6 protein-coding genes are annotated in these 13955 nt (G+C 69.1%); 3 read left to right on the top strand and 3 right to left on the bottom strand.

Annotated features, from left to right (window positions below; translation table 11 throughout):
- Nucleotide 1: 1 nt before the first annotated feature.
- Nucleotides 2-1957, bottom strand: a complete 1956-nt coding sequence (locus VT85_RS03855; RefSeq protein WP_068410767.1) for an RNA polymerase sigma factor — start codon at nucleotides 1955-1957, stop codon at nucleotides 2-4.
- Nucleotides 1958-2312: 355 nt separating this feature from the next.
- Between VT85_RS03855 and VT85_RS03850 the strand changes: the two genes are divergently transcribed.
- Complete coding sequence (locus VT85_RS03850; RefSeq protein WP_068410765.1) at nucleotides 2313-3131, top strand: alpha/beta fold hydrolase; 819 nt, start codon at nucleotides 2313-2315, stop codon at nucleotides 3129-3131.
- 88 nt (nucleotides 3132-3219) lie between these two features.
- Here the strand turns inward: VT85_RS03850 and VT85_RS03845 are convergent, their stop codons facing one another.
- On the bottom strand, nucleotides 3220-7197 hold the full coding sequence (locus VT85_RS03845; protein WP_068410761.1) for an Ig-like domain repeat protein: 3978 nt from the start codon (nucleotides 7195-7197) through the stop codon (nucleotides 3220-3222).
- Nucleotides 7198-7688: 491 nt separating this feature from the next.
- Between VT85_RS03845 and VT85_RS03840 the strand changes: the two genes are divergently transcribed.
- Nucleotides 7689-9203 (top strand): N,N-dimethylformamidase beta subunit family domain-containing protein, encoded by a 1515-nt coding sequence (locus VT85_RS03840; protein WP_068410758.1) that lies wholly within the window; start codon nucleotides 7689-7691, stop codon nucleotides 9201-9203.
- 98 nt (nucleotides 9204-9301) lie between these two features.
- Nucleotides 9302-10330, top strand: coding sequence for an LD-carboxypeptidase (locus VT85_RS03835; protein WP_156512660.1), 1029 nt, complete (start codon nucleotides 9302-9304; stop codon nucleotides 10328-10330).
- Nucleotides 10331-10377: 47 nt separating this feature from the next.
- On the opposite strand, the gene VT85_RS03830 is transcribed toward VT85_RS03835, so the two are convergent.
- Nucleotides 10378-13560 (bottom strand): hypothetical protein, encoded by a 3183-nt coding sequence (locus VT85_RS03830; RefSeq protein WP_068410752.1) that lies wholly within the window; start codon nucleotides 13558-13560, stop codon nucleotides 10378-10380.
- Between the last annotated feature and the right edge of the window lie 395 nt (nucleotides 13561-13955).

Raw genomic sequence — 13955 nt, 5'->3', positions numbered from 1 at the left:
TTCATGGGAATCCGGAAGCGGAGTACTCGGTCGCGTTCGAGACGTCGATCGACGCCCATTTTCCGGTCTTGCCGCTGAAGACGTGGAGCCGGCCCCGGCTCTGATAGGTGATCGTCTCCGGATTCGCCCAGAGTAGGTCGGGACCGTCCTCGGGTAGTTCGAGGACGTCCCACTTGTTGGCCACAAAGCTGAAGGCGTAGATGCGTCGGCCGATCTTGTATCCCACGGCGGCCGCGCCAATCTGCGGCATGGCCGACCTGGTCGGCTCGACGAGATCGTAGGGATGCCATTCTCCGTCGGTGGCGCTGAACACCGCGATCCGATCCACGGCCTCTCCTTCCAGGGCGAGGGCCGCCACCGACACCCCAAGATATGGCGTCACTTTGATCTTGGCTCCTCCTTCCGGGGCCAGCCGGATCGACCGGGCCTCGCCGCCGGTTTCCGAACTGTACCCCGTCACGACGTGTCCGTCCTTGGAGGATACGAGGATCATCTTGGGCGAAGCGAGATAGGAACGCTTGCCGCTCCCCGCGGCGCTGGACGACAACGGCCTCCGATCCAGAAAGGGAGCGACGGTCGCGGCGGGATGAGCCGGATCAGAATCGCTCGTCTCGCCGTGCCGGGTCGGTGCTCCGGCCTCGCCCGGCGCGGGCGTCGGAGCAGCGGGATTCTTCTCCGAAGGCCGCATCAGATCTCTCAACTTTTCCCTCACCACCTCGCGGTCCTTGATCATCATGTCGTACTCGGCCTCGGCGGATTGCCGCTTGATCCCCGCCACGTGCAGCTTCTTTTCCAACTGCTCCAGGTAGTTTCGAAGCGAGTCCGCAAGCGGGAGGGTCGATGCTTCGGGCTGGGGGACCTGGCTCTTGATGGGCTCATCGTAAACGACGACCCCACCAGAGGTTTGCAGGCGGCTTCGCAAGCGGACCACACTCGTCCGCAGATTGTCGATCCGCGTGGCGAGGGCCTCGCGCTGGGCGAGAGCTTCGTCCAGCTCTTTCTGCATCCCCTCCAGACGTTCAACCGTCGTTTCCGGCCCGTCCAGGGTCGCCGGAGCGGCGACGACCTCCGGCGCGACTGGATCTGGACGTTCCTCCACCCCTTGCTGGAGCGCGTGGCCGCTGACGCCTCCCAGGGTGAGCATCATTCCCAGCGCGACGGCGGCGAGCTTGGCTTTCGAGATGAGCATGGCGTTGAGGGCTCCATTGGCGAGGACCGCAGCACTGGCGGAAGCCAGGGGAATGGTCGGGGTGGAGGCGAATGCGACGGCTGAACGAAGAGTCGATTCAAAGAGGGCCGTCGGGAGCTGGTGCGCGATGACGACCAATCCCATGCGCGCGTCGTCGACCGAGACGCCCCGGCGGGCGAGTCGGTCGCGAAGCCGCTCCCGGCCGCGCGAGAGCCGGCTGCGGATCGTGCCGACGGGCTGCCGCAGCGCGGCGGCAGCCTGGTCGTGAGTCAGACCCTGGAGATGACAGAGGACGAGCGGATCGCGGAGCCGTCCCGGCAGGCGACCCAGTTCCTCATCCAGGATTGACCGCAATTCGAGGCGCTCGGCGTCGCAGCCCGGCGGGACGTCGGTCGCGGGATCGACGTCCAGGCCGATCCCCTCGCGGACGAGGCGGCGGGCCGAGATCGCCCGCGCCCGGACGGCGACCCGATGGGCGACGCCGTGGAGCCAGGGCCCGATCCGCTCGCGACTCCGGATCGTCCCCGCGCGACGGGCCAGGATCAGGAAGGTCGCCTGGAAGGCGTCCTCGACATCGCGACCGTCGCGGAGGATCCGTCGGCAAACGCCCAGGACCAGCGGGCCGTGACGGTCGACCAGCGCCGCGAAGGCCCCTTCGTCGCGCTCGGCGAGGAACCGCTCAAGGAGGAGATCGTCAGCCTCTCCCGTCGCGGTCCCCCACCGCAGAACGCGATCGATCAGTCTCACCTCCAGCGAATTGCGGCCCACCGGCGGTCCCTCCCGAATCGATTTCCGTCCCTTCCCTACTTCCCTGTGCGGCGTACCGCCCGAGCAATCCCGATTTTCCTAGAATCGGGTGCGATCGCATCACCGGCCGTGGAGGAGAGCCGCCCTCGGCTACAATGCGGACCACCTCCGAAACCTCTCAGTCGCCGGCAAACCCCGCAACCCGCACAGGCCGCACACGCGAAACGACGACGCGAGATTCCTGGCGTTCGTCTCAAGATTCATCACATACAATATCGGTAGTGAGACGTGCGGCGGCTCACCGAGCGGCTCCGCTACCTCCTATTGATTCGACACCCTGGCCTGGCCGCAAGGCGAATTGAGAATCGACGGAATCATGATCGGGCGTCTAAAGGCTCCCATCATCCTGGCCCACGGATTGTTCGGGTTTTCGCGGATCGGCTTCGGTCCGCTGACCTTGACCTCCTACTTCCGTGGCATCCCGCAGGTGCTTCGCGAGGCGGGGAACCGGGTCCTGACGACCCGCGTCCACCCGATCGCGTCGATCGACTTCCGGGCCCAGCGGCTCGGATTCCGCATCGACACCTATTTCCCCGATGAGCCGGTCCACATCATCGGCCACAGCATGGGAGGGCTCGACGCGCGCCGGCTGCTCGCCGAACCCGGCTGGCGCGACCGGATTTTGAGCCTGACGACCATCGCCACGCCCCACATGGGGTCGATCATCGCCGACTTCGCCAAGCTGAGGGTGGGCCGGATCTACCGCCTCTTGAACGCGATGGGAATCGACTACCGGGGCTTCCTCGACGTGACCCGGCAGGCGTCGCGGCGGTTCAAACGCAAGTATGGGCCGATCGCCGACCTGCCCTGCTTCAGCATCGCCGGCGAGCCCGACCCGGCCGACGTCGCGTGGCCTTTGCGTCGGCTCCACGAGGCGCTCTCGGAGATGGAGGGTGCGAACGACGGCCTGGTTCCGGCCGAGTCGGCCCGGGCGTTCGGCGAGGCGTTGGAGCCCTGGCCGCTGGACCACCTGCGGCAGATGAACTGGCTGACCCACGCCAAGGACGAGGCGGAGACCCGATACGTCCCCGCGTATTACGGCCGCATCATCGACAACCTGATCAGCCTGGGGTTCGGCGTCGACGACGGCGAAGTCCCCGCGCCGGTCGCCCCGGGGCTCCCCGTCGGCCGCTGACGCCCCGACGTCCTCCGTTCATGCGAACCCCCGGCCTGGATCAAGATCCAGGGCCGGGGGCTCGCGAGTTCGTCGATGGCCTGTCAGCTCAACGCATGCCGCGACGGAAGGCCAACGTCGAGGCGCCGCTCGGGAATCCGGTCGTCCGTCCGTTCTTGCGAACCGTCGAAGATGCGAAGGCGTCGACGGGCTCCAGCACCTCGACGAACGTGGCGGTCGTCGCGTCCGAGGCTCCCGACGTCGAGGAGAACGTCGACGGCGCGGCGAAGGACGAGGCGACTCCCGAGGAGCCGGCGGCGTTGACCTGGAGCTGATAGACGCCCGTCGAGGACGCGAACAGTTCGGGATTGCCCAGGAACGCGAACTGGAGGTAGTGCGTCCCCGGCGACAGTTTCGTGGTGAAGGTCGCCGTCGCCGTCCCGTTGCCCGAGGGCTTGACCTGCGGGTAGGCGATCGGCTGGCCGCCGTCCATGATCATCACGCCGCCCGTCGAGTTTTCCAGGTTGCCCGAATAGGTCATCACGGCCGACAGCGTCACCGACTGGCCGGCCTGCACCGGCTGCGAGGGGACCACGCCGACCAGGCTGGTCGTCCCCCGCGTCACCACCTGGCTCAGCGTCGCCTGGGCCGCTCCGAAGACGGGGTCGGTCGAGCCGTCGTAGGTCGCGGTGGCGGTGTAGGTGCCGGTCACGGTGAGCGGCGGCACGGCGAACTCGGCCTTGCCGTTGAGCAGGGTCGCGATCAGGCTATGGGCCCCGATGTCCAGGAAGACCTTGCCGGTCGGGACCCCAGCGCCGGCGACGGCCGCCGACGCCTCGACGGTCATGATCAGCGGATCGCCGAGCCGTCGCGGGTTGACGCTCGACGAGATCTTCAACGTCGTGGTCGCATCCACCACCGTCAGCGTCGAGGGGGCGCTCGTCTCGCTTATCCCGCGAAGGTTCGTGAAGACCACGCGGTACCGCTTGCCCGAATCGGCCAGGCTCGGGATGAGGGTGTACCAGGTCTGATTGGCGCCGACGATGTTCGACCAGGTCGTCCCGTCGGCGCTCACCTGCCACTGGGAGAAGCTGGTCGCCGCGGAGGTCGGGGCGGAGGTGAACGTCACGGGGCTCCCGGCCGTCGCCGTCTTGTTCCCCGGATTGATGAGGAATAGTCCCGGACCCGTCGGGGCGTCCGAGGTCGCGGGCCCGGCCTGGGAGACGATCGGCGCCGCGGGGGCCGTCGCCGCCTGACTCGTCGCCCCGGCGGAGTTGACCTGGAGCTGATAGACGCCCGTCGAGGACGCGAACAGCTCGGGATTGCCCAGGAACGCGAACTGGAGGTAGTGCGTCCCCAACGCCAGCGTGGTCGTGGTGAAGGTCGCCGTCGCCGTCCCGTTGCCCGAGGGCTTGACCTGCGGGTAGGCGATCGGCTGGCCGCCGTCCATGATCACCACGCCGCCCGTCGAGTTCGTCAGGTTGCCCGAATAGGTCATCACGGCCGACAGCGTCACCGACTGGCCGACCTTCACCGGCTGCGAGGGGACCACGCCGACCAGGCTGGTCGTCCCCCGCGTCACCACCTGGCTCAGCGTCGCCTGGGCCGCTCCGAAGACGGGGTCGGTCGAGCCGTCGTAGGTCGCGGTGGCGGTGTAGGTGCCGGTCGCGGTGAGCGGCTCCACGTCGAACACGGCCTTGCCGTTGACCATGTTCCCGCTCAGGTTGTACGCCCCGATGCTGAGGGAGACCTTGCCGGTGGGCGTCCCCGCGCCGGCGACGGCCGCCGCCGCCTCGATCGTGATCGACAGCGGATCGCCGAGCCGTCGCGGATTCAGGCTCGAGGAGATCGTCAGCGTCGTGCTCGCCTTGACGACGGTCAGCGTGGCCGCGGCGGTGTTCGCGGTGGCGTTCGTGGAGTCCTTGAAGACGGCGCGGTATCGCTTGCCGGAATCGGCCAGGGTCGGGGTGACGGTGTACCAGGTCCGGGAGGCCCCGGCGATGTTCGTCCACGTCGTCCCGTCGGTGCTCACCTGCCACTGGACGGTCCGGCCGGGCAGGCCGGTCGAGGAGGCGGTGAACGTGGTCGCCGCGCCGATCGTCGCCGTTCGGCTCGACGGGTTGGAAGCCACGGTCAGGGTGGGCTGCTGGTGGAAGAAGTAGGAGGCGCCCTGGAAGAAGAAGGTGTTGACCGTCGACTTGGGAGAGCCCGCGAGGGTCGTCGAGCCGTCGGCGCTGAGCGCGACGGCCAGTCCGAACTGGTCGCCGGTGGCGCCGTCGGAGGAGGTCAGCCTGGCCGTCTGCGTGTAGCTCCCCCCCGCCCGGGCCAGCATGTACACGGCGCCCCGGTAGACGTTCGCGCCGGCCGCGGAGACGGCGGCGGTCTGGCCGTCGGCGCTGAGGGCGACCTGCGCCCCGAACTGGTCCGACGCGGCCCCGTCGGCCGCCGTCATCTTCGAGGATTGCGCCCAGGCCGCCGCGAATCGGAAGTAGACGTAGGCCGCCCCCTGATCGGCGTCGGCCCCGATGTTGGCGTAGGGGGAGCCGACGATCGCGATCGAGCCGTCGTAGTTGGTCGTCACAGAGGCGCCGAAGCCGTCGTTGGCCGCACCGTCGGAGGCGGTGAGCTTCGACACGCCGGCGCCCTGCACATACGCGTAGACCGCACCTTGCTGGCTTTTGCCGCCGATCGCGGTTCCGGGCGCCCCGACCATCACCGTGGAGGCATCGCCGCTTACAGCGATCGAGGAGCCGAAGAGCGCCCCCGCCGCGCCGTCGCCGGCGGTCAGCTTGGCTCCCTGCGACCAGGTCGAGCCCGACTTGCCGAAGACGTAGACGGCACCCTGGTTGGCGTTGCCGCCGACCGCCACGCCGACCGCCCCGGCGGCGATCACCGAGCCGTTGGCGCTGATGCCCGCCGAGTAGCCGAGGCCGTCCCCCGAGCCGCCGTCGGAGGCGGTCACCTTCTGCACCTCGGTCCAGGCTCCGCCGCTCTTCGTGAACACGTAGAGGGCGCCCTGCCCGGCGTCGGCGCTCTTGGCCCCGGCGACGATGGTGGTCCCGTCGGCGCTGATCGCCGTGGAGAACCCGAATTCGTCTCCCTGGGTCGAGTCGGAGGGGAGCAACCGGGCCGCCTGGACCCAGGACGCCCCGCTCCGGCTGAAGACGTAGGCCGATCCGTGGATCGACGAGTTCGCCACGCTGCGGGCGCCGATCACCGCCACGCCGCCGTCGGCGGTCAGCGAGACGGCGGAGCCGAAGAACTGCCTGCCGCCGGAAACCGAGCCGACCACCCTGGCCTGCTGGACGTACGGGTCGACGATCAGCGGGTACTGGGCTCCGGCGTCGTCCACCTGGATCGAGAGGACCTGCCCCTGGTCGGTGGTCGTCACCGACATGGAGGCGGGAAAAGCCGCGCCGGTCGCGTCATACGCGATCAGGCCGCCGTAGACCAACGAGGACGAGCCGTCGAGCCGCGACAGGGTCGCGCTCGCCCCCCCCGCATCGGCGGACGCGATCAGGCTGCCGCCGAGGGCCAGGTCGATCGTCAACGGCCCGGCGCCGACGTCGCCCGTGGGGCGTTGGGCCAGCGTGAAGCCCTGCTGGAGGCCGAGCGGGCCGTTGACGAACCACTGGGAGACCGCGCCGTAGTCGTACTCGACGCGGTTCGCCGTCGCCGTGGCCGTCGCCTGGCCCAGCGGCGTCGTCGCCGCGCCGTAGCCGATCCCGGCCACGCTCAACGACCAGGCGTCGCCGCCGGCCGACACCCGCAGGCCGCCGGCGTCGATATAAGCCGAGTAGGCGTTCGTCGCGTTCCCCAGGTTGAAGCCGTCGCCCGAGGTCGTCAACGCATAAGACGCGTCCGCGGCCCCCAGCGCCTCCGACGCCGCGTACTGCAGCCCCAGCGGCAATTCGGAATCGCCCGTGCTCGTCGTCGAGACCGCCGTGGTCGGAGTCGTCCCCGGCGCGAGGGGCCCCATGAAACCGACCGCCGACCAGGCGCCCGTCGCCGGGGCCAGTCGGTCCTCCAGGAGCTCCCGTTCCGGCCGCCAGGCGCGACGACGCCTCGCCTCGGCGGCTCGCGCCACTGCCCGAGAAACGGCCGGCCGCGGCTGCGGAGCTCTGCTGCGATCAAAGATCATGAGGGCGATTCCCATGGATGTTGAAACCAGGTGCCGCTCGCGGCGGCGTCCCGGGCGGCGGACGCCGAAACCCGTGGACTTCGAAGTCACCGGAAGGACCCACGACCAGGGCCGACGAGCGCGGAGTCATCGCAATCTAGCACCCCGTGAAGGTTCGTTTCCACCCAAATCGTTCGGGGGACCACGCGCGTCGCTCCCAGACTCGCTGAAAATGCACGAATCACAACTCCACCTATGGATTCGTCGGTAATAAACGTCCAAAAAAACGCCTAAGATAACCCTGCCTTATGTTGCCCGCACGCAACAGACGCGGCCGTACCGCCTCGGGCGACTCTCGCCCTCGGAGGCACCGCGGGGTTGCGAGCGTGGGCGGGACGATCCATATTGAGGACACTGCCCCCCGAGGGGGGGCGACGGCACTTCAGGAGGGTTCCACGATGGCACCGCCTCCGGGCATGAATCGGCGCGATTGGATGAAGACCACGACGGCGGCCGGCCTGGCCTCCACCGTCATCCCCGTCCGGGCGGCGACCCCCGCCGACCCCGACCGCATCCGTGTCGAGAACCAGAAGCCCGGCACGCGGGACTGGATGAACACCAACGTCCGGGTCGATCCCAAGACGAATTTCCGTTCTCCCGGGATCGAGGGCTACGTCTCGCACACCAGCATCCGCCCCGGCGAGACGATCACCTTCCACGTCAGCACCAATCCGGCCTCGCGGTTCACGATCGAGCTGTACCGGATGGGCTTCTATCAGGGCCACGGGGCGCGGCTGGTCGAGAAGCTGGGAACGTTCCCCGGTCAGGTCCAGCCCGATCCCGAGATCGGCCCGATGCGGCTCCGCGAGTGCCTCTGGGAGCCTTGCGCCTCCTTCAAGATCCCCGACGATTGGGTCAGCGGCGTCTACCTGGGCAAGCTCAGGGCCGAGCGCGAGGGGTTGGAGAGCTACGTCGTCTTCGTGGTCCGCGACGACCGCCAGGCCGACTATCTGTTCCAGGTCTCCGACAACACCTGGAACGCCTACAACCGATGGCCGTCGCAGTTCGCGCTCTACGACGACGGCAAGAAGAACTGGTACTGGGGCCCGGACGTCCAGACCAGCTTCGATCGCCCCTACGGCAAGTACTGCCAGATCTTCGACGCGCCGCTCTCCGTCGGCTCGGGCGAGTGGCTCCTCTGGGAGTTCCCGCTGGCCTTCTGGATGGAGCAGCACGGCTACGACCTGACCTACATCTCCAACATCGACACCCACCTCGATCCCGAAGGCCTGCGTCGCGCGAAGGGCTGGATCTCGATCGGCCACGACGAGTACTGGTCGCTGGAGATGTTCGAGAACATGAAGAAGGCCCGCGACGACGGGCTCAACCTGGCCTTCCTGTCCGGCAACAGCATCTGCGGCGTCGTCGACATCCACCCGTCGAGCGACGGCCGACCCGGCCGGATCATCGAGCGCGTCGGCCGGTTCGGCTCGCCTCGCAAGGAGGAGATCGAGCAGGGCTTCCCCGAGGAGGCGCTCTTCAAGAAGAACGGGCCGAACGAGGCCACGCTGATCGGCGCGCAGAGCACCTTCCCCGTCACCGGCGGCGGCGACTGGATCTGCACCAAGCCCGACCACTGGCTCTTCCAGGGGACGGACATGAAGCAGGGGGACGCGATCGGCGGCCTCGTCGGCTGGGAATGGCACGGCGAGCCCTGGGACATCCCCGGCCTGGAGATCGTCGCCAGCGGGCCGACCAAGAGCCCCCGAGGCGAAGGGGTTTACACGGCCACCATCTACCCCGGCCCCAAGAACAACTTCGTCTTCAACGCCTCCACCATCTGGTGGGCGACCGGCCTGTCGAGCCCCCCCGGGTTCATCATGCCCGACGTCTACACCCGGCCCAAGGGGGTCGACCCGCGCGTCCAGCGGATCACGACCAACCTGCTCGAACGCCTGCGCGGCACTCCCTGAGCCTCGCCGAACGTCGCCGGGGGGTGGGGTCGACCGGCTCCCTCCCCCGGTGGATCGTCCCTCCACCTCACTTCCTCACCCTGACCGGCGGCTCCCTGATGCTCCGCAATTCGTCCCGCCCGATCGCGTTCCTCGCCGCGTTCCTGCTCTCGTGCGCCCTCGCCTCCGGTGAGGACTGGACCAGGCCCCGGCCCCTCCGCGCCGGCGACGTCATCCGATTCGTCGCCCCGGCCGGTGTGGTCTCCGGCGACGAGGTCCGGCGCTGTCGCGAACTCTTCGAGGCCAAGGGCTACAAGGTGGTCGTCCCCGAAAACATCGAGCGCCGGCACCTCTATCTGAACGGGACCGACGAGGAGCGGGCGGCCGAGTTGAACGAGGCCTTACGCGACCCCGAGGCCCGCGCCGTCTTCGCCTGCCGGGGGGGCTACGGCCTGACCCGCATCCTGGACCGGCTCGACTATGACGCGCTGGCCGAGCACCCGAAGATCGTCCTCGGCTTCTCCGACCTGACGGGGCTCCACCTGGCGATCGGCGCGAAGTGCCGACTCGTGAGCTTCCACGGCCCGATGCCCCTGGCCTCGCTCAATCGGGAGGACGGCGACCGCAAGTACGCCTCCGACCTCCTCTGGCGGCTGCTCCGCACCGGGACGTACGCCGACTCCCCGTCGCCCGAGGCCGCGCTCACGATCCCGGCCCCCTCGCCGGCCCAGCGGCCCAAGGCGCTGGTTCCCGGCAAGGCGACCGGCAGGCTGACGGGCGGCAACCTCTCGCTGGTCGCGGCGACGGTCGGCACCCCTTACCAGATCGAGACGAAGGGCCGCATCCTGTTCCTCGAAGACACGCACGAGGCCGCCTATCGGGTCGACCGGATGCTCAGCCAACTTCGCCTCGCCGGCCTCCTCGACGGCCTCTCCGGCGTGGTCCTGGGGAGCTTCGACGGGGCCGACGAGAAGGAGCTGGCGGCCGTCTTCCGCGACTACTTCGCCGACAGGGGATTCCCGGTCCTCGCCGGCTTCCCGGTCGGCCACATCCCCCACAACGCCGCGCTCCCCTACGGCGTCCCCGCCGAGATCGACGCCGACGCCGCGACGCTCCGGCTGCTGGAGTCGCCGCTGGCGGCCGAGTGAACCGAGACGCCCGGCGGGCGAGCGACCCGGCTCCTCAAACAAAGCACTCAGCGACCGCTTCGCATGGCGGGGGGCCGACGCAGGGCGAGCCTCGCCAACCGCTCGGCCCTCGCGGTAAGGAGCGCGGCCCGCCGCATCTCGGCCGCGGCCAGGGCCTGTTCTCGCCGAGAAAGTGGGGTGGTGGTCTGGCTGATAGGCCCTTCCGAGGCCGGGACGGGCCTGGCGACCACGAGTTGGCCGAGGTGGTTCGATTGGCCCGGCGCAAAGCCGAGATCCCAGGCCCCGACGTAGACGGCGGTGATGAGATAGCCGCCGGGCTCGTCGAAGCGAGCCTTGAGCACCGCTCGGCCGTCGGAGTCGATCGGTCGTTCCGCGATCGGGTCGAGGCCGAGATAGAATCGGACCAGCCCGGAAGTCGGCCCGGGCCTGCCGGGTAGGGCGTTGCCCACCTGGGCGACGAAATCCAGCATCTGACCCGCCTGGCTCGGGTTCACGGACGACGCCACGGTGACGGTCGACAGCGGATACGAATGCGAAGACGGGCCGACCTTCTGCACGACCTGGTTGGAGACGCTCCCCTGGAGCCTGTCCGTCTCCACGAAGACGGCCGTCAGGGTGTAGGTCCACGGCGCGAAGTATTGGGTCAGCACGCTCACGCGGCCGTCCGGCCCGAGCTCGTACCTGCCGGTGAGTCGGCTCCCGACGTACAACTCGATAAACCCATACGCTCGCCTGAAATCCGAGGAGGCGTAGTGGACGGTCGCGGTGACCTTGGCCGTGGAGCCTACGGACAAGGATTGAACGTCGGTCGTCAGCGTCACGGTCGTCGGGGCCTTGTAGACGCCGATCGCCGCGGTGGTCGCGGGGCTCGAGTAGATCCCGTCCGGGTCCGTGTATGTGAACGTCACGAAATTCCCGCCGGGAGGCGCTCCCCGAACGGGGATGGTCGCACGTCCCATCGCGTCGAGGACGTAGGCGCGCCTGTCCGAGTATGTGGGAGACTTGACGGTCACGAAGCCGGAGGCCGGGCGGAGGTCGTCCGTCAGGACGGTCACCGTGTAAGAGACCGCCTCCCCGTAATCGGCGTACTGCGTATCCGGAGGATCGAGGTGCATCGAGGCCGGCGCGGGATCGACCGTGAGGATGAGGGTCTCGGATACCGCCTCCTCGTTCCATGCATCGCCCAGGTATTGGAATGTGATCGCATACTCCCCCGACCGGGGGAACGTGGCGGCATAGGTCACGGTCGACGGACCGGCCTCGCTGGAGCCGGGCCTCACGACACGCGCGGCACCGATGTCGTCGCCGATTCCGCGGATCAAGACGTAGCCGATCGGCCTGATCGATCCGCCCGGCTGGGCGAGGGGAATGATCGCGGACAGGTCCACCGGCCGGCCCGCCTCGATTCGCGTCGCCGGCGGCTGGAGCTCGACCGTGACGAACGCCTTGTGAATCGTCTGCCTCGTCTGGACGGAGCCCGAGCCGAATACGGGGTCGTCGGCCCCGTCGTAGATCGCCTCGATCCCGTAGTCGCCCGGCCCGAAGGTGTTGGCCGGGAACGTGAAGGTCGCGACGCCGTTGTAGACCCGGGCCGACGGCCTCATCGGGTCCATGCGGAGCTCGACGACGCCTCCGTCGGGCACTCTCGGGGTCGAGCCGTCCGAGTGGAGGCGCACCGCGAAGGTGACCGACTCATAGTAGGAGACGTAATTGTCCGAGACCTCGATCGTGATCAGCGGCGTGGCCTCGGCGACGGTCAGCGTCGCGGCTCGGCTGACGACCGTCTCGCCGCCGCCGTCGGTGAAGACGGCGCGGTACTGCTTCCCCGAATCGGCCAGGGTCGGCACGAAGGAGAGGTAGGGGCTCCGGGCCTGGGGGACGTCGGTCCAGGTCGAGCCGCCGTCGGCGCTCACCTGCCATCGCGCCGTGATCCCCTCGGCCCCGCCCGCGGCGGCGGTGAACGTGACCGTCGTCAGAGGGCGACCCAGCTGGTCGACGGGGTCCGTCACCACTTCGAGCCCCTGGGGCTCATGATAGACGACGACGGTGCCCTGCTCCTTGTTGGCCCCGACCGTCGCCCCGGGGGCGGCGACGGCAATCGTCGCGCCCCGGACGGCGATCTGGGTGCCGAAGTACGCCTGGTCCGCGTGGTCGGGGAGGGCCAACTTCGCGACCTGAGTCCAGGTCGAGCCGGAGCTCTTGAAGACGTAGGCCGCCCCCGAGTCGGCTCCGCCCGGCCCTTCTCGGCGAGGCGCGCCGATTACAGCCGTCAGGCCGTCCTGGCTCAAGGCGGTCCATTCGCCGTACGAGCCCTGCAAGGACGGCTCGGGATCGACCAGCTCGGCCGTCTGGATCCAGGCGGATCCGGATTTGGTGAAGATCAGCCCTTGATAGACGAGCCCCCCGGGGCCGTCCGAGGCCAGGCCCCTGGTGAGGAGCACCGAGCCGTCGCCGTTGAGGGCGACCTTCGCCCCGAGGGACGACCCCTGCGGGGCGCGCAACGTGGTCGCCAGCGCCCAGCCCGATCCCGATCGTTCGTAGACGTACACGCCCCCGAAGCCGAAGTCCTGCGAGGAGCTGCGCGAGAATCCGACGGCCAGAGTCTGGCCGTCGCCGCTCAGGGCGGTCGGCTCGCCGGAGATGTCCCCCGGCGCGCCGTCGGGCGCGACGACCGGTGGCTCCATCGCGTAGACGCCGTCCGTCCGCGAGAAGACGTAAGCGGCCCCGACTGCTTCCTCATCGAACCCAGCCCCGCCTGCGATGACGCCCCCATCGTCGCTGATGGAAATCCAGCCGCCGAACCCGTTGCCCGTCTCCATCGTCACCGTCTGCGTCAGGTTCCAGTCGGATCCCGATCGCGAATAGACATGCAGCGACGCCCCTCCGGTCCTCCATTCGCCTACCAGGGATGTAACGGCCAGGGTGGTCCCGTCGCCGCTGATCGCGACGCCCAGGCCGAATCGGTCGGCGGTGACGCCCGTGGGGGGCGCGAGCCTGGCGGTCTCGGTCCAGACTCGCTCGTTCTGCGCGTAGACGTAGACCGCCCCCGGCGTCGAGTCATCTCCGGGCGCTCCAATCGCCAGGGTCTCGCCGTCCGAGGTCAGCGACGTCCCCCACCCGAACTGGAGATCGTCGCCCGAAACCGGGGAGGTCAGCTGGGCCTGCTGAAAATAAGTATCGGTCGTCGATGAGGACGAGACCTGGACCGGCGGGATCGGAGCCCCGTCCAAAGCCGCCCAGCCCCCGAGGCCGGCGCCACTCGGCCCTCCAGCAACTCGGGCCGGGGCCGCAGCGAACGGCGACGGCGGGCGCCCGTGCGGGCGGGTCTCGACGCGGGGGCGGCCGACGGGGTCCCGCTCGCTCGGTCTGCGACGACGATCATGGGCGGCTCCCGGCTGCGAGGACGGGCGGCGGCTCGGCGTCCCTTTCGGTTTGGGACCCACTTCGCGGCCGCCACGCCCCTATTATGCAATCACGATCCCCGCCGTCCACCTGTCGGCATGGACGTTTCCGAATTTCATCGGACCGATCGTGCGGGCCGCGTCGGGATCGTGATTCAGGACTCGGCCGGATCCCCCGTGGGGGGGGCGAACCTTTCGAGCCCGCTTCTGAGCCTCGCCGAAGG

The organism is Planctomyces sp. SH-PL62 (assembly GCF_001610895.1).
In the GTDB taxonomy this organism is placed as follows: Bacteria; Planctomycetota; Planctomycetia; order Isosphaerales; family Isosphaeraceae; genus Paludisphaera.
This window is presented reverse-complemented; position numbering and strand designations above follow the sequence as displayed.

Coding starts and splice junctions, on each gene's coding strand:
- VT85_RS03835 (WP_156512660.1), top strand. CDS start 9,302: ATGCTCCGCAATTCGTCCCGCCCGATCGCGTTCCTCGCCGCGTTCCTG.
- VT85_RS03850 (WP_068410765.1), top strand. CDS start 2,313: ATGATCGGGCGTCTAAAGGCTCCCATCATCCTGGCCCACGGATTGTTC.
- VT85_RS03840 (WP_068410758.1), top strand. CDS start 7,689: ATGGCACCGCCTCCGGGCATGAATCGGCGCGATTGGATGAAGACCACG.